The organism is Janthinobacterium sp. HH106, from assembly GCF_001758725.1.
Classification (GTDB): Bacteria; Pseudomonadota; Gammaproteobacteria; order Burkholderiales; family Burkholderiaceae_D; genus Janthinobacterium.
Window position 1 is genome coordinate 80,302 of record NZ_LRIC01000045.1, and the last position, 15,603, is coordinate 95,904.

Consider the following 15,603-nt stretch of genomic DNA (forward strand, 5'->3'; position numbering starts at 1 on the left):
ATGGTGCACGCGGCGCTCGCCGCACGAAAAAAAACCTGGCTGCACAAGGACTGTGCAGCCAGGTTTCAAATTGCCGTAAAACGGTGCGCCGGAGGCTTTAATCCTTGCGCGGCAAGCCTCTCAAGCGGCGCCAGCCCTTGCGGCCCAGCGGGAACAGCAGCACGAAAGCGATCAGCCACGGCAGGATGTAAGCCATGGCCGTGATGGCGTTGGCCACGCCTTCCGACAGGTTGTCCGTGAAATTGCCCAACGCACGCTTGACGGGCCGCCAGAACGATTGCTTGCCTTCAGCGCTGATCATTACGTTCAGCAAGTCCGTGTCGATGCGCTGCATTAATAGCGCATTGGCCGCCGTCGCCTGCTCCAGCTCCACTTGCACGTTGGCCAGCTCCTTCGTCACCTTGATCAGGGCGTCGACGTTCGCGCCAGAGCGCTTTTCCAGGTCTTGCAGCTGCGCCTGGTACTGTTTCAGCATCTCCAGGCGCTTCTTGCTGTCGAGCACAGGACGGCCCAGGTCTTCCACCTTGGTGCCCTGGCTGGTGACGTCGCCATCGGCCGCGACCAGCGCGACGAGCTTTTTGATGCCGGCCGGCTTGGCGCGCATGCTGATGCGCGCATGCACGTAGCGGCCGCTGTCGAGGCTGGAATCGAGCAGCAGACAGCCGTTTTCCGTATCGGCCTTGCAGGCGGCGACCACTTTTTCATACAGGGGCCGCACTTGCGCCTCGCTCGTATCGACGCTGACATTGTGTTCATAGGCAAGAAACTCGCTGCCTTTTTCCTTGCCATCGAGACGCGCGGCGCTCGATTGCCCGCCGCTCTCGCCCTTGCCGCCGCAACCGGCCAGCAACATCAGGCCGAACAGACCAAGATACACTTTTTTCATGATTTCTTTCTTGAAATTATTTTTTCAGCGGCAACAATTCGATATCGGGCAAGTGCGCGGCCACGTCCTGCACCGTGGCATGGCAGGTCAGCGAGGCGATCACCTGGGGCAGCGGTGCCGGCCAGATTTCCGGCAGATCGCGCTCTTCCGGCGCCAGCACGGGAAAGGCCAGCTGTTCCTGCGGCGGCGTGAAGGCGGCCGCGACACCAGGCTTGTTGCCGCGCGCATCGATGCGGTACCAGCCAACATCCTGCAGATACACGGCGTTCAAGCCATGCAGGCAAAACGGCGGGCCCGCTTCCCCCACGGCCAGGCGCTGGTAGCACAGGCCAGCGGGGATGCCGTTGGCGCGCAGCAGCGCGGCCAGCAGATGGCTCTTCGCATAGCAATAGCCCGTGCCGTGTTGCAAGACGTCGGACGCGCGGCAGGTGACGGGATTGCGCTGGTAGTCCCAGCTGTGGGCGACTTCGTCGCGCACGAAGGCAAAGCAGCGGGCCGCGATGGCGGCGTCGCCTACGGCGCCTGCCGCCAGTTCGGCCGCCTTGGCGCGCACGGCCGGATGATCGCTATCGATATACAGGCTGCTGGCTAGATATATGGAAAAGTCGGGGGAAAAGTCGGTAGACATGGCATAAAGGCAATGCGAAAAGATAATGCGCGATTTTAGTCGAAGCGGCGCAACATTCAGTGTTTGTTTGCGCAGGAACAAAGAAAATCCACGCCTCAGGCTCGCTGCGCGGGGGCCGGTGACTTTGGCGCCGGCCCGGTAGCTGGTATCATGCGGGCAAACGCAGCCGGCCATATTGGCGCGGCACATGCACTACCCTGCGAAGCGGCCCCGCCACCGGGCGCGCCGCCGACGCCTCCCTACAGATCAGAGAAACGAGTTCCCTATGAGCACCTCATCGTCCCACCCATCGTTCTGGCGCCGTGTCCCGCTGGCCTTCGGCGCCTTCTTCAGCACCCTGTCGGACGCCGCCTATGCGGCCCGCGTGGAAAAGCTGTCGCTGCCCGAGGCCGCGCCGGTAGCGCCCGTAGCCCCTGCTCCGGCGCCCGTGCCGACGCCGGCAGCCGCCCCCGTCATCTTGAAGGAAGCGACACCGGACGCGGCCCTGCAATTGCTGGCCCTGCTGCAACGCGAAGCGCGCTTGATCGACTTTACCCAGGAAAACCTGGGCAGCCATGCAGATGCCGACATCGGCGCGGCCGCCCGTGTCGTGCATGAAGGCTGCGCCAAGGTCATGCGCGAATACTTCACCATCGACGCCGTGCGCCAGGAAGCCGAGGGCAGCCGCATCGTGCTGCAGGAAGGTTTTGATTCCGCGCAAGTACGCCTGACGGGCAACGTGGTCGGTTCCGCGCCGTTCACGGGCACCCTGAGCCACCGCGGCTGGCGCGCCTCGAGCGTGCGCCTGCCGAAACTGAGCGAGCAACACGACGCCGCCATCCTGGCGCCAGCCGAGGTGGAACTGTGAGCGATCAAGCCAACAACACCCCGCGCTACGCCATCGGCATCGACCTGGGCACCACCCACAGCGCCCTGTCATATGTGAACCTGGTCGAGAGCGACGGCGAAAAGTCCAGCCACGGCGTGCTGAAAGTGCCGCAACTGTCGGCACCGGGCACCGTCGAAGAATTGCCGCTGCTGCCGTCCTTCGTTTACCTGCCGCACGCCGACGAAGTGGCGGCGGGCGACTTGGCCCTGCCCTGGGTCACCGAGGAAGCCGAAGCGCCGTTCGTCGTGGGCGAAATGGCCCGCAGCCGCGGCGCCACCACGCCCATCCGTCTGGTGTCGAGTGCGAAAAGCTGGCTGTGCCACCCGGGCGTGGACCGCCGCGCGGCGATCCTGCCGAACGACGCGCCGGCGGAAGTGGCGCGCATCTCCCCGATCACGGCCGCCACGCGCTACCTGACGCACTTGCGCCAGGCCTGGGACAACGCCCACCCGCAAGCGCCGTTCGCCGAGCAGGAAATCACGGTGACGATACCCGCCTCGTTCGACCCGGCCGCGCGCGAGCTGACGATGGAAGCGGCGCAGGCGGCCGGCTACACCTCATTGACCCTGCTGGAAGAGCCGCAGGCGGCCCTGTACAGCTGGATCCAGACCAGCGAAGGACGCTGGCGCAAGGAAGTCAAGCCGGGCGACATCATCCTGGTCGTCGACGTGGGCGGCGGCACCAGCGACTTTTCGCTGATCGCCGTGCTCGAGCGCGACGGCGTGCTGGAACCGCACCGCGTGGCCGTCGGCGAACACATCCTGCTCGGCGGCGACAATATGGACCTGGCGCTGGCCCACCTGGTGGCGCGCAAGCTCGCCGCCAACGGCACCCAGCTCGATGCCTGGCAAATGCGCGCACTCACTTATGGCTGCCGCAGCGCCAAGGAAAGCCTGCTGGCCGACAGCGGCCTCGATGTGGCACCGATCGTCGTGCCCAGCCGCGGCTCGAAGCTGATCGGCGGCTCCATCCGCACGGAACTGACGCGCGCGGAAGTGTCCACCTTCATTCTCGACGGCTTCTTCCCGCAGGTGGAAGCGTCGAGCCGCCCTGCCGTGCGCACGCGCGCCGGCCTGACGCAACTGGGCTTGCCGTATGCGCAGGACGCGGCCATCACGCGCCACCTGGCCGCCTTCCTGGGCCGCCAAGTGGCGGCGACCAGCGAACTGGAAGGTTTTGCGGGCCGCCAGGCGGAAGGCGCCAGCTTCTTGCATCCGACGGCCGTGCTGTTCAACGGCGGCGTCTTCAAGTCCGACTTGCTGGTGCAGCGCATCATGGCCACCGTCAACGACTGGCTGTACATGGAAGGCGCGGAGCCGGCGCGCATGCTGGCCGGGGCCGACCTGGACCTGGCCGTCGCCCGTGGCGCGGCCTACTACAGCTACGTACGGCGCGGCCACGGCGTGCGCATCCGCGGCGGCACGGCCAGCGCCTTTTATGTGGCCATCGAATCGGCCATGCCCGCCATCCCCGGCATGGAACCGCCGATCCAGGCCCTGTGCGTGGCGCCGTTCGGCATGGAAGAAGGCAGCGAGCTGGAACTGCCGGGCCAGCAATTCGGCCTCGTCGTGGGCGAACCCGTGCATTTCCGCTTCTTCGCCTCGTCCACGCGCCGCAACGACCAGATCGGCGACTTGCTCGACTTCTGGGGTCCCGATGAATTGCAGGAGCTGAGCGAAATCCAGGCGACCCTGTCCGCCGAAGGCCGTCAGGCCGGCGACGTGGTGCAAGTCAAGCTGCACGCCAGAGTGACGGAAGCGGGCACCCTGGAGCTGCTGGCCGTTTCCCCTGACGGCGCCGAGCGCTGGAAGGTGGAATTCGACGTGCGCGGCGCGCCGCAGCAATAAACATGGGCAACGCTGCGGGCAAGCCGGCCTTCCTGGTCGGCATCGACCTGGGCACCACCAACACGGTGGTGGCGTACGCCAATGCGGCCAAAGCGGCAGATGGGCAGGCGGACATCGAGCTGTTCGCCATCGAGCAGCTGGTCGCGCCCGGCGAAGTGGGCGCACGCCCCCTGCTGCCGTCCTTGCGCTACCACCCCGCCGCCGGCGAACTGGCGGCGGGCGACTTGCCGCTGCCGTGGCCGCAGCAGGACGTTGAGCATGCCGTGCTGGGCGCCTTCGCGCGCCAGCTCGGCGCCCAGGTGCCGGGCCGGCTGGTCACCAGCGCGAAGAGCTGGCTGTCGCATGCGAACGTGGACCGCCAGGCGCCGATTTTGCCGTGGGGCGCCGATGCCGACGTGGCCAAGGTCTCGCCCGTGGCGGCCAGTGCCAGCTACCTCGCCTACGTGCGCGCCGCGTGGAATCACCGCTTCCCGCACGCTCCCCTGGAACAGCAGGAACTGGTGCTGACCATTCCCGCCTCGTTCGACGAGGGTGCGCGCGCACTCACATTGGCAGCGGCGCGCATGGCGGGCTTGCCCACCTTACGGCTGGTGGAAGAGCCGCAGGCCGCCTTTTATGACTACCTGCACCGCCGGCGCGCCACCCTGCGTGCTGACCTGGCACAGACGCGCCGCATTCTGGTGTGCGACGTGGGCGGCGGCACCACCGATTTCAGCCTGATCGACGTGGCCTTCGATGACGACGGCGCACCGCAGCTCACGCGCAGCAGCGTGGGCAACCACCTGATCCTCGGCGGCGACAATATGGACCTGGCGCTGGCCCACCTGGTGGAAACGCGCATGGCGGCAGGCAGCGAAGGCGGCATGAAACTGTCTGCCGCACGCTTGTCACAACTGATGGAGCGCTGCCGCGCCGCCAAGGAATTGCTGCTGTCGAGCGACGCGCCCGACAGCGTCACCGTGACCCTGCTGGGCGCGGGATCGCGTTTGATCGGCGGCAGCCGTTCCGCCGACGTCACGCGCGAGGAAGTGGCAGCCCTGGTGGTCGACGGCTTCTTCCCGAAGGTGGAACTGGGCGACACGGCGAAAAAGGGCCGCGCCGGCATCGTCGAATTCGGCCTGCCGTATGCGCAGGACGCGGCCATCACGCGCCACCTGGCCAGCTTTTTGCAACAGCACCAAGGGCCACTGCCCGACACCCTGCTGCTCAATGGCGGCGTGTTCCGCGCCGACGCGCTGGCGCGCCGCTTGGCCGAGACGCTGGCGCACTGGCGGGGCCAGCCCCTCACCATCCTGCACAACGATAACCCCGACGTGGCCGTGGCCCGTGGCGCCGTCGCCTACGCGCTGGCGCGACGGGGCCAGGCGCCGCGCATCGGCGGTGGCTCGCCGCGCAGCTATTTCCTCGTGCTGGGCGAGGCGGGCAAGGACCATCGCGCCGTCTGCATCCTGCCCCGCGGCAGTGCCAGCGGCGAGGAAATCCGCCTGACGGAGCGCCTGTTCGCGCTGCGCCTGGGCCGGCCCGTGCGCTTCCACCTGGCCACTTCCCTCTTTGAGTCGGGCACGCCGCCCAAGTTGGGCGAGATCGTCGACCTGAACGCCGGAGAATACTTGCGCCTGCCGCCGCTGGCCAGCGTGCTGCACGCCAGCGACGGCAATGACAAGCGCGAGATCACCGTGCAGCTGGCCACCGTGATGACGGAAGTGGGCACCTTGGAAGTGCACTGCGTGGCCGAAGCCGATGCCGACCAGCGGTGGCTGCTGGAATTCCAGTTGCGTGGCGAGGAGGAAACGCAGGCCGACACGTCCAGCGTGCCGCCGCGCGTGAAGGAAGCGGCCGAGAAGATCGAGCGCATCTTCGGCGGCAAGGCGCAAAAGGTCGAGACCAAGGAAGTGCGCCAGCTGCGCCAGCACCTGGAACGGGGACTGGGCGGGCGCGAAAGCTGGGATACGCCCTTGCTGCGCCAGCTGTTCGACGCCCTGATGCTGCGCGCCCGTGGCCGGCGCCGCTCCGCCGAGCATGAGCGGGTGTGGCTGAATCTGGCCGGCTACTGTCTGCGGCCCGGTTATGGCGATGCGCTCGACCCGTGGCGTATCGAGCAGCTGTGGGCCCTGTTCGACGCGGGCGTCCAGCATCACAAGGACAACCAGGTGTGCGCCGAATGGTGGACCCTGTGGCGCAGGGTCGCCGGCGGCTTGAGTTCGGAGCAGCAGCTGCGCCTGCTCGACGACTTCGCCTTCAACCTGCAAGCCGATGCGGCCCAGCGCGGCAGCCGCCCCGTCACCCTCGTCAACGGCAGCGACGACGACATGCTGCGCATGGGCGCATCGCTCGAGCGCATCCCCGGCGCCTACAAGGCCGAAGTGGGCGCCTGGCTGATCAAGCGCCTGCAAAAGGCTGATAAAAGGGGCGAAGCGGCGGACACAAATACCCTGTGGGCGCTGGCCAGGGTCGGCGCGCGCCAGCCCTTCCACGGCAGCGCGCACGAAGTGGTCGACAGCGACACCGTGGCCGACTGGCTGCACGTGCTGCTGGCGCTGGACTGGAAAAAAGTGGAACCGGCGGCGTTTGCCGCCGCCCACCTGGCGCGCATGACGGGCGACCGCTCACGCGACATCGCCGACGACCTGCGGGCCACCATCCTCGCCCGCCTGAAAGCGGTGGGCGCACCGCCCCTGTGGCAAACGATGGTCAGCGAAGTGACACAGCTGGATGAAACAGCTACCCGGCGCATGCTGGGCGAGGCGCTGCCGCCGGGCTTGAAGCTGATCGGCTGAAACCATGGCTCACGTAGGTCGGATTAGCGTAGCGTAATCCGACAATGCCACTATCATCCAAAAATAGGGCAATGGCGCGGCAGTGCGCTCGCCGACAGAATGCCGCGTCCTTGAGCGGCAACGACACGTCGGATTACGCCCGCCGGGCTAATCCGACCTGCTCGCCTTCCCTCCAGGCTCCTCCTCCTCGCTGCGCGAGCCCCGATAGCGCGGCAAGCCATCGGCCAGCTTCACCCACTCCAGCTGCGTGCCCGTATAGATATGGCTGTGCGGCGGCAGCTGTTCGGGATTGTCCAGGCTGCAGGTAGTCACGTCGACTTCATCGGGATAGGCACTGTCTTCAAAGGTCAGCTGCGTGCCGCAGCGGGGACAAAAGCTGCGCGTGCCATGGACGCTGGACGCATACGACATGGCTTGCCCCTGCCGCCAGCGAAAGTTCGCCCGTGGCACGCTGAACCAGGCGACAAACGGCGCGCCCGACGCGCGGCGGCACACGGAACAGTGGCAGGCGCTTTGATGAAAGCTGTCCGCGCCAGCGTCATAGCGGACCTCGCCGCACAAACATCCTCCCGTCAGCATGGCATCCTCCTGCAATATGAAAAAGGCGCCCAGTTTAGCGCCGCCGCGGCGCCACGGTTTGCGCTAGATCACGGCGACGATCAACAGCAGCAGCGCCAGCGGCGCCTGCACCAGCACGATGCCCGGATGCGTGCGGCGCAGCTGGGCCCATACGGACAGGCCCGGCACTTCCTCGTGCGGGTGGTGGGCTTCGTCGCGCAGCGACATCGCGTGCAGGAACATGCCGGCGATCAGGGGCCCGGGATTGACCCACCAACCCTGCTCAAGCAAGCCGCGCGACAGGTAGATGGCCAGCGCGCCGATGGCGAACGGCGAAGCCCACACCAGCGCCAGCATCAGGCGGATGCCATAGAATTCCGCCACGGTGCCCACGCGGTGCAGGCGGCTGAAATCGTGGTCTTCCATGCGCTTGTCGATGGCCAGCTCGGCGCGGCCGTACAGGGTCCACAGGCCGCCGAACAGGCAGCCCAGCAGCACGCCGATGACGATGTCGGCCGCGAACACCACGTATTTATTCACGTCGGCCGTGCCGATGCCCAGCGACGTGTGGGCAGCCGCGTGCAGGTGCAGGCCGGCCTGCTCGCCTTCGGCCGTCGTATAGCGGTCGCGCACGTCATAGGTGCTGCCGATATACACGACGTTCTTGCGTAGTGCATTCGCCGCTACGCCGGCCTGCCCATCGATCAGTTGTACGCGCGTGCGCGTGGAATTCAGGAAGGCCGGCGCCACGGCGGCCGGGTGAAACGGCGCGGTGACGGCGTTCTGTTCCGCCGCCGCCCTGGCGTCGCCGTGGATGACGGGTTCGAACGCCCAGCGCGCCAATTCCTTTTCGCTGCCCGTGCGCTGCGCCAGCTGGCACACGCGGCCGGCCAGCGCCACCACTTCCTTTTGCTCGGACAGGATGGCCGGCATGGGCTGCTTCTGCTCCTGCTCGTCGGCGCCATGCGCCAGCTCGAAGGCCACGGCCGCCAGCACGGGGCTTTTCAGCTCGATGCGCGTGACGGCACCCATGCGCTCGCGGATCTGCGGGCTGGCGAAGTGGATGCCGGCCGCGCAGCGCGCGCGTATCCATGTCAGGTTCGCGTTCCGGTCCGATTGCTCGGGCAGGATCAGCACCAGTTGCCGGTCGTCGGCGGCCAGCCGGTCGAGCAAGCGGTCGAGCGGCCGCTCGCCATCCTTGTGCTGTTCATACACGGCCGGCGCCAGGTCCAGGTCGATGGCCAGCACCTTGCTGCCGCGCGCTGCGGCGCTGGCGATCACTTGTTCCAGGCGCGTGCGTTCCAGCGGTTCGCGCTCGTCGAACACCTGTTCGAACGCGGGCTGGTCTATTTCGATGATGCCGGGCCGGTAGGCGGCGCCCGGGTCCTTGCCCCGGTTCAGCAGTTGCCCCTGTTCCGCGCTGGCGCGCAGCATGGCCGCATCGAGCCATTCGAGCACGTGAAAACCTTCCAGCACCAGCATCAGCGCGGCGATCAGGCTGGCGCCGATCACGTGATGCAGCAGATGCGTGCCCGTCAGCTTGAAGGCCGAGCCCAGCTGGGCGACCGGCCACAGCAGGCGCCGCCACAGCGGGGGGCGCGGTTGGTCCGGCTGGCTGGTTTCCACGGTGCGTTCCCTTCGCGTGCGTTGCATGAATTATCATTCAAGCAACAAATGATGACGAAAGGATAGTATATTGCAGTTGTGCCCGTTCAGCCGCACTGCTGGCAACCTACTTCGGCTTGGCCAGCAGCAGCTTGCCCAGCGCTTCGAAGGCCGGCGTGGTGGTCGGGTCGTTCGCCGCATTGGCCGCCGTCGGCGTCGAGGCGAAGCGCACGATCACCATTTCCGCCTTCGGATCGACATAGATGCGCTGGCCGTACACGCCGCGCGCCATGTAGGCGCCATGGTCGTTATGCGTGACCCACCACATGTCGCGGTAGCTCCAGCCCTTGAGCAAATCGTAGCCGCCCTTGGCGAACAGCTGCTTGTCGCCGCCGCGGCGGATATCGTCGACGGCTGCCTTGGGCAGAATCTGCTGGCCGTTGTAGCGGCCATCGTTGCGCAGCATTTCGCCGAAGCGGGCCAGGTCGCGCAAGCCCGCATTCAAGCCGCCGCCGGCAAACGGCGTGCCCGTCGAATCGACCGTCATGTAGGCATCCTGCTCGGCGCCCAGCTTTTGCCAGACATGCTCGGACAGGTAGTCGTTGACGTTCTGGCCCGTGACACGGGCGATGATCCAGCCTAGCACGTCGGAGTTGACCGTGCGGTAGCCGAACGCCTCGCCATGCCGGCCCTCGTGCCGCACCGTTTGCAGGTACTCGAAATAGCTGCGCGGCCCCGTGTAATCCTTGGGCTTGGGCAGCGGGCTGCCGGCCGCCGCGTGCTGCCACACTTCCGCTTTCGGGTCCGCATAATCTTCGCTGAATTGCAGGCCCGTGGTCATGTCCAGCACCTGGCGCACGGTGGCGTCGCCAAACGCGGACTTGGCCAGTTCCGGCACGTAATCGGCCACTTTTTTGTCCGGATCGAGCTTGCCTTCGGCCACCAGCGCCGCGCCCAGGGTGCCCATGACGGACTTCGTCACGGACATGGCGCCATGCTGGCCGCTTTCCTTCAACACGCCGAGGTAACGTTCATACACGATGCGGCCCCGGTGCAGCACCACGATGCCGTCCGTGTAGTTGGCACCCAGCGACTGTTCCCAGGTCATCGTTTCCTGCGCCCCCAGCGGGGTGAAACGCAGGCCGTCGATATCGTTGCGCAGCGCGCGTTTCAAGGGCACGGGTGCCTTCAAGCCGCGCGATACGTCCACCGTCGGCATCAGCTGGCGGAAGTGCGACACGCTCCAGCGCAGCTGCGGGAAATTGAAATAGCTGCCATCGTCGAAGCGGATGATTTTATCGGCCGGCGGCGGCGCGCCCACCATCCATTTCAATGCGGCCGGATCGCTGGCGGCCGCTGACAGCGGCACCGTCGTCTCTGCCGCGTGGGCGCCGGCGGCCAGCGCCAGGCAGGCGGCGGCCAGGGCCAGGCGTTTCATGCTGGGAAAATCGTTCATGCGATGCTCTCCTTGATAGACAGAATATTTAATAAACCCATACCACGTTCGCCAGCCATCCCGTCCAAGTCCTGGCCTGCCCGTTCACCAGCTGGTTCACGCCCGACTGCGCGAACGAGGCGCTGAAGCCCAGGGTCAGGTAGGTATTCGGGTTCACCACGCGCACGTATTTGACGAAGACGTCGTTGGCCAGCATCGGGCGCAGCACGCCGGCGATCACCACGGGCGCGCCGCCCGGCACGTCGAGGCGCGTGGCCTGGCCGAACTGCAGCGGGCTGCCCATCTGGTTGGCCCGCACCTGGGCCAGGTAGGCGGTCACGGTGTCCTTCGGCGTCGGGTGCAGCTCGATGGTGGCCTGCAGCGCATTCACGTTGGCATTGACGAAGACCCAGGTCGCCTTGCTGCCCGAAGCCCAGGCGCCCGGCGTGCCTTCGAAGAACAGCGGATCGAAGCGCTCATTGCGCGCCGTGCGCGGATCGTCACCGGAAAAGCTCTGGTAGCCAAGCGTGAACTTCGGCGTCCACGCCACGTCGGGCAGCGAAAAGCCCCCTTCCGTGCGCCAGCCCCAGGCCCGCATCGGCTCGCGCGTATTCCACTCGCGCGCGGCATCGACGCCGAACCAGCCTTTCGACAGCACGGTGGGCAGCACGGGAACGCGCGCGTAGCCATACACGAACTGCAAGTCCTTGCGGCCGTCAGGCACGGCCAGCGGTGCGCCGATGCCGCCTGGCGCCGCCTGCGGATACGCCGCATGCGAACGGGGCACCTTGCCATACGCGACGCCGGCCTTGCGGTCGTTCGCGGGCGCGTAGCTGACGTCAACGCCGACGACGCGCGTGCCGCTATCGTTGTCGGGATTTTCATTCGGGTCGAGATAAAACGCCTGGGCGCTGAACGCGTCCTGGCTTATTCTGGCCACCACGGAATTCTGGAAAGCCTTGCGCGGCCCCAGTTTCAGCGCGCCGCGGTCAAAGCCGTTCGAGCCGCCATTGGCGATCAGCATGCCGGTACCCAGCGTGAAATTCTGCGCGCCGGCCGACACATCGACCATGGCGCGCGTGCCGCCGAGCGGCATGCGGATGCCGGCGACGAATTCCTCGATCGAGATGCGGCCCGTGTCGCCCGCGCCAAACGGATCGTGGCGCAAGGTGCCCGAGCCGACGGCGGACACGCGCGCATACAGCTGCTTGCCGTCGCCCACGTTGCGCTTGAAACCGAGCGCCGGCTTGACATAGAACTCGTACCAGTAGGGATTGAAATCGAAGCCGGGATTGCGCGCCGGCGTATTCGACAGCTTCCAGAACAGATTGCTCTCGCCGGCCACCTGCACGCCCGCTTCCACGGAACGCATCATGTGCCAGCCGGCGGCCATGGCCGGTTCAACGGCGGCGCGCCGGGCTACCTCTTTTTCCATGCTGCTCTGGCCATCGGGATCGAGCTGGCCGGCGGCGGCGCAGGCGGCGCTCCAGCCCAGCAGGGCCAGGACGAGTGAGCTGCGCACGGGGAACATCGCTTGCGTTGTCATAGGTATCCCTTGCGATAGCTGACCTCAGATTTGAACGGATGTTATCAGAGATGCTCTTTTTTATTGTTGTAAAGCATCCTATTGTGCGGCGCCAGGCGTTGAGACGAACGTCTCACGGCAGCCGATGCTGCAGCGCAGGATGCGCCATCCGGGGCTTCGTGCTACAAACGAAATACCATAAAGCAGATACCGAGATACCGGAGAGCGCCATGCCCTACGTCCGCCAGACCAGCCATATCGAGCGCGTGCGCGACCTGATCGCCGGCCGCGTCGTCAATCCTGGCGCCGATACGGCCAGGCTGGCGTCGTCGTACCGGCGCTCGCTGGACGACTACCGGCTCGATCCCGCCTCCACCACGGGGCCGCGCATCCTGACGGGCGCCGAACTGCGCGCCATCCAGCAGTCCGAGGAAAATTTTCTGCGCTCCACGGGCCAGTGCCTGCCGCGCCTGCACGCCATGGTGCGCGAAGCGGGCTACTGCGTCATCCTGGCCAATGCGCGCGGCGTGACGATCGACTACGCGGTCGACACGGACCAGCGCAAGGATTTCAAGAAGGCGGGCCTGTACCCGGGCTCGTGCTGGTCGGAAGAGGAAGAAGGCACGTGCGGCATCGCCTCCGTGCTGCTCGACCAGGAAGCCATCACCGTGCACAAGACCGACCACTTCCGCGCCGCCTTCACGGGCCTGACCTGCAGCGCCGCCCCCATCTTTTCACCGCACGGCGACTTGATCGGCGTGCTCGATGCCTCGGCCTTGAATTCGCCCGATGCGCGCGACAGCCAGCGCCTGGTCAAACAGCTGGTGCGCCAGGGCGCGACCCTGATCGAGGACGGCTTTTTTCTCACCTCCTATGGCCATTGCTGCATCCTGCTGGCGCACCGCAACCGCCACTTCGTGGAAGTGCAGCCGGAGATGCTGCTCGCCATCGACGAGCATGGCGACATCGTCGCCGCCAACCGCTGCGCGCGCGACGTCATCGGGGGCCTGGACGCCCTTCCCCGCCCCGTCGCCGAGGTGCTGGAAGTGCGCGCCGAACGGCTGTTCGATGCGCGTACCGGACACAATTTGCTGTCACTGCGCCTGGCCGGCGGCGGCACCTGGCTGCACGCGCGCGTGCGCGCGCCGCTGCGCCAGGCCAGCGCGCGGGTACGCATCAAGAACGCGGCCCCCGTGACGCAGGACGCGCCGGCCTGCACGCCGCCGGAGCTGGCCGAGCGCACGCGCATCGTCAACGCCATGAACGCCGCCAAGTGGCGCCCGCTGCAGGCGGCCGCCATGCTGGGCGTCTCGCGCGCCACCCTGTACCGGCGCATCAAGCAGCTGCACATCGTGCCGCCGCACCGCCAGTAAGGCATACGGCACGCTGAGATTTCCGTCTCACATTCCGCCATGCTGCGCTGCGGAATGCGGGGCTGGAACGCCAGTGTTACAACATCGTCAGCGGCAACACAGCCGCATCCCATCATAAAGTCAGCAGACTTGGAGGAGACACGATGCAAACCGAAATCAACCCGCACGACTTGGCCGTGGCCGGCATCCTGGAGCAGCTCGAAGGCTGTCTTCGCGCCAGCGACGGCACGGGCGCCGCACAGCTGTTCGAACAGGATGGCTACTGGCGCGACCTGGTGCTGTTTACCTGGAACCTGAAAACCCTGGAAGGCCGCGGGCAGATCGCCGCCATGCTGGCCGCCCAGCTGGGCGCCGTGCAGCCGGTTGCCATCCGCATCGCCGACGGCGAACATGCGGTGGAAGCGGGCGGCGTGGTGCAAAGCTGGATCACGGTGGAAACGAACGTGGCGCGCGGCGTGGGCTTCATCCGCATCCGCGACGGCAAGATCTGGACCCTGCTCACCACCATGAGCGAATTGAAGGGTTTTGAGGAAGCCAAGGGCCGCCGGCGGGCCATGGGCGCCGAACACGGGGCGCGCACCAACCGCAGCAGCTGGCTGGAGCACCGCGAACAGGAAGCGGCCGAACTGGGCTACGCGCGCCAGCCCTACTGCGTCATCATCGGCGGCGGCCAGGGAGGCATCGCGCTGGGCGCGCGCCTGCGGCAATTGAACGTCCCCACCATCATCATCGAGAAAAACGCCCGTCCCGGCGACAGCTGGCGCAAGCGCTACAAATCGCTGTGCCTGCACGACCCGGTCTGGTACGACCACATGCCGTACATCCCTTTCCCGGATAACTGGCCCGTCTTCACACCGAAGGACAAGGTCGGCGACTGGCTGGAAATGTACACCAAGGTGATGGAGCTGAACTACTGGGGTTCGACGTCATGCGAATCGGCCAGCTTCGACGAAGCCAGCGGCGAGTGGACGGTGCAGGTGCTGCGCGATGGCCAGCCCGTCACCCTGAAGCCGCAGCAGCTGGTGCTGGCGACGGGCATGTCGGGCAAGGCGAACATGCCGAAGTTCAAGGGCATGGACGTGTTCCAGGGCGAGCAGCAGCACTCGTCGCAGCATCCGGGACCGGACGCGTATGCCGGCAAGAAGGTGGTGGTCATCGGCGCGAACAATTCCGCGCACGATATCTGCGCCGCCCTGTGGGAAGCGGGCGTGGACGTGACCATGGTGCAGCGCTCGTCGACGCACATCGTCAAGTCCGATTCCTTGATGGACCTGGCGCTGGGCGACCTGTATTCGGAACGGGCGCTGGCGGCCGGCATGACCACAAACAAGGCCGACCTGACGTTCGCCTCGATCCCATACAAGATTTTGGCCGACTTCCAGAAGCCCGTCTTCAAGGCCATCCGCGAGCGCGATGCGGACTTTTATGCGCGCCTGGAAGAACGCGGCTTCATGCTCGATTTCGGCGACGACGATTCGGGCCTGTTCATGAAATACCTGCGCCGCGGCTCCGGCTACTACATCGACGTGGGCGCCTCCGAGCTGGTCGCCGAGGGCAAGATCAAGCTGAAAAGCGGGGTCGGCGTGCAGGAACTGAAAGCCCATTCCATCGTGCTGTCCGACGGCACGGAGCTGCCCGCCGACCTCGTGGTGTACGCCACCGGCTACGGCTCCATGAACGGCTGGGCGGCCGACCTGATCTCGCCCGAGGTGGCGAATAAAGTGGGCAAGGTGTGGGGCCTCGGTTCGGCCACGACGAAGGACCCGGGCCCGTGGGAGGGCGAGCAGCGCAATATGTGGAAACCCACGCAGCAGCAATCGCTGTGGTTCCACGGCGGTAACCTGCACCAGTCGCGCCATTATTCGCAATACCTGTCGCTGCAGCTGAAGGCGCGCATGGAAGGGTTGAACACGCCCGTGTATGGGCAGCAGGAAGTGCATCACCTGGCGTAAAGGCGATGCAACCCATGTAGGTCGGATTAGCGCGGGAAGCGCGTAATCCGACACCTTGTTGGCGGTTCATGTCGGATTACGCGCGGCCTTGCCGCGCTAATCCGACCTTGTATTATTCCCCTCATGCCGTTCGTGGTATTGCGAACGGT

11 protein-coding genes are annotated in these 15,603 nt (G+C 66.3%); 5 read left to right on the forward strand and 6 right to left on the reverse strand.

The genetic code is table 11. From position 1 onward, the window contains the following. Positions 1–97 precede the first annotated feature (97 nt). Positions 98–886, reverse strand: a complete 789-nt coding sequence (locus JAB8_RS17145) for a DUF4349 domain-containing protein (protein ID WP_070290724.1) — start codon at positions 884–886, stop codon at positions 98–100. 16 nt (positions 887–902) lie between these two features. Then, complete coding sequence (locus JAB8_RS17150) at positions 903–1,514, reverse strand: transglutaminase family protein (protein ID WP_070290725.1); 612 nt, start codon at positions 1,512–1,514, stop codon at positions 903–905. A 265-nt stretch (positions 1,515–1,779) separates the two neighbouring features. On the opposite strand from JAB8_RS17150, the gene JAB8_RS17155 reads away from it, so the two are divergent. Genes JAB8_RS17155 through JAB8_RS17165 form a run of 3 tightly spaced genes read left to right on the forward strand, consistent with a single transcriptional unit; the run spans position 1,780 to position 7,006 of the window. Continuing rightward, on the forward strand, positions 1,780–2,361 hold the full coding sequence (locus JAB8_RS17155) for a DUF2760 domain-containing protein (RefSeq protein WP_058047836.1): 582 nt from the start codon (positions 1,780–1,782) through the stop codon (positions 2,359–2,361). Next, positions 2,358–4,229, forward strand: a complete 1,872-nt coding sequence (locus JAB8_RS17160) for an Hsp70 family protein (RefSeq protein WP_070290726.1) — start codon at positions 2,358–2,360, stop codon at positions 4,227–4,229. Before JAB8_RS17155 ends, JAB8_RS17160 begins: the two co-directional genes overlap by 4 nt. Before the next feature lie 2 nt (positions 4,230–4,231). Then, positions 4,232–7,006, forward strand: coding sequence for an Hsp70 family protein (locus JAB8_RS17165; protein WP_070290727.1), 2,775 nt, complete (start codon positions 4,232–4,234; stop codon positions 7,004–7,006). A 147-nt stretch (positions 7,007–7,153) separates the two neighbouring features. Here JAB8_RS17165 and JAB8_RS17170 read toward each other — a convergent pair whose 3' ends face one another. The 4 genes from JAB8_RS17170 to JAB8_RS17185 form a co-directional block, all read right to left on the reverse strand. Continuing rightward, positions 7,154–7,585: a GFA family protein gene (locus tag JAB8_RS17170; protein ID WP_070290728.1), complete on the reverse strand. Its 432-nt coding sequence runs from the start codon at positions 7,583–7,585 to the stop codon at positions 7,154–7,156. 63 nt (positions 7,586–7,648) lie between these two features. Beyond that, a complete protein-coding gene (locus JAB8_RS17175) occupies positions 7,649–9,217 on the reverse strand; it encodes a CHASE2 domain-containing protein (protein WP_083287779.1) in 1,569 nt (522 codons plus the stop codon). A gap of 79 nt (positions 9,218–9,296) precedes the next feature. Then, positions 9,297–10,625 carry a serine hydrolase gene (locus JAB8_RS17180; RefSeq protein WP_070290730.1) on the reverse strand — a complete coding sequence of 443 codons (1,329 nt, stop codon included), beginning with the start codon at positions 10,623–10,625 and terminating at the stop codon, positions 9,297–9,299. A 28-nt stretch (positions 10,626–10,653) separates the two neighbouring features. Continuing rightward, complete coding sequence (locus tag JAB8_RS17185; protein WP_083287781.1) at positions 10,654–12,150, reverse strand: alginate export family protein; 1,497 nt, start codon at positions 12,148–12,150, stop codon at positions 10,654–10,656. Positions 12,151–12,359: 209 nt separating this feature from the next. On the opposite strand from JAB8_RS17185, the gene JAB8_RS17190 reads away from it, so the two are divergent. Both JAB8_RS17190 and JAB8_RS17195 read left to right on the forward strand, forming a co-directional pair. Continuing rightward, positions 12,360–13,502 (forward strand): helix-turn-helix domain-containing protein, encoded by a 1,143-nt coding sequence (locus tag JAB8_RS17190; protein ID WP_070290731.1) that lies wholly within the window; start codon positions 12,360–12,362, stop codon positions 13,500–13,502. 143 nt (positions 13,503–13,645) lie between these two features. After that, entirely contained in the window at positions 13,646–15,454 is a 1,809-nt protein-coding gene (locus JAB8_RS17195; RefSeq protein WP_070290732.1) for an NAD(P)/FAD-dependent oxidoreductase, read from the forward strand. Positions 15,455–15,603 lie beyond the last annotated feature (149 nt).

Bases quoted from the DNA above. Each gene is read 5' to 3' on its own strand.
- JAB8_RS17145 (WP_070290724.1), bottom strand. From the start codon at position 886: ATGAAAAAAGTGTATCTTGGTCTGTTCGGCCTGATGTTGCTGGCCGGT.
- JAB8_RS17150 (WP_070290725.1), bottom strand. From the start codon at position 1,514: ATGTCTACCGACTTTTCCCCCGACTTTTCCATATATCTAGCCAGCAGC.
- JAB8_RS17155 (WP_058047836.1), top strand. From the start codon at position 1,780: ATGAGCACCTCATCGTCCCACCCATCGTTCTGGCGCCGTGTCCCGCTG.
- JAB8_RS17165 (WP_070290727.1), top strand. From the start codon at position 4,232: ATGGGCAACGCTGCGGGCAAGCCGGCCTTCCTGGTCGGCATCGACCTG.
- JAB8_RS17170 (WP_070290728.1), bottom strand. From the start codon at position 7,585: ATGCTGACGGGAGGATGTTTGTGCGGCGAGGTCCGCTATGACGCTGGC.
- JAB8_RS17175 (WP_083287779.1), bottom strand. From the start codon at position 9,217: ATGCAACGCACGCGAAGGGAACGCACCGTGGAAACCAGCCAGCCGGAC.
- JAB8_RS17180 (WP_070290730.1), bottom strand. From the start codon at position 10,625: ATGAACGATTTTCCCAGCATGAAACGCCTGGCCCTGGCCGCCGCCTGC.
- JAB8_RS17185 (WP_083287781.1), bottom strand. From the start codon at position 12,150: ATGACAACGCAAGCGATGTTCCCCGTGCGCAGCTCACTCGTCCTGGCC.
- JAB8_RS17190 (WP_070290731.1), top strand. From the start codon at position 12,360: ATGCCCTACGTCCGCCAGACCAGCCATATCGAGCGCGTGCGCGACCTG.
- JAB8_RS17195 (WP_070290732.1), top strand. From the start codon at position 13,646: ATGCAAACCGAAATCAACCCGCACGACTTGGCCGTGGCCGGCATCCTG.